Annotated in this window: 1 pseudogene; it reads left to right on the top strand. The window is 56.9% G+C overall.

The features are described from left to right. Positions 1–71: 71 nt before the first annotated feature. Positions 72–833 (top strand): annotated as a pseudogene (locus J1778_RS00145) (IS3 family transposase); the annotation flags it as partial.

The raw sequence follows: 833 nt of genomic DNA, 5'->3' as shown, positions 1-833 counted from the left end.
TGACCTGCTCCCCGTCGATTAGTACACCCCGATGTTAGTAATGTCTTCATCTGCAACGTGAGGACATCCCCATGAAGAAGCGTTTTTCCGACCAACAGATCATCAGTATTCTCCGCGAGGCTGATGCCGGGGTATCTGCCCGTGAACTCTGCCGTAAGTACGCCATTTCCGATGCCACGTTTTACACATGGCGTAAGAAGTATGGCGGTACGGAAGTGCCTGAGGTTAAGCGCCTGAAGTCGCTTGAAGAAGAGAACGCCCGACTCAAGAAGCTGCTCGCCGAAGCCATGCTCGATAAGGAGGCGCTTCAGGTGGCTATTGGGCGAAAGTACTGACGACAGACCAGAAGCGGGAAGCCGTGGAGTTGATGTGTGGCGCGACCGGTCTGTCGCAACGTCGTGCCTGCAGGCTGACAGGTTTGTCCCTGTCGACCTGCCGCTATGAAGCGCAGCGTCCGGCGTCGGATGCGTATTTATCAGGGCGCATCACTGAACTGGCGCTTGAACGCAGGCGTTTTGGTTACCGGCGCATCTGGCCGTTACTGCGTCGGGAGGGCGTTCACGTCAATCACAAGCGGGTATACCGCATTTACCACCTTAACGGCCTGAGCGTAAAACGCAGACGACGGCGTAAAGGGCTGGCGACCGAGCGGTTTCCCCTTCTGCGCCCAGATGCGCCGAACCTGACTTGGTCGATGGATTTCGTCATGGACGCACTGGCCACGGGTCGCAGGATCAAGTGTCTGACCTGCGTGGATGATTTCACGAAAGAGTGCCTGACGATTACCGCCGCTTTCGGGATTTCAGGCGTGCAGGTCACGCGTATTCTGGACA

It is taken from the genome of Rahnella bonaserana, from assembly GCF_019049675.1.
GTDB classification, from domain to species: domain Bacteria; phylum Pseudomonadota; class Gammaproteobacteria; order Enterobacterales; family Enterobacteriaceae; genus Rahnella; species Rahnella bonaserana.
This window is presented reverse-complemented; position numbering and strand designations above follow the sequence as displayed.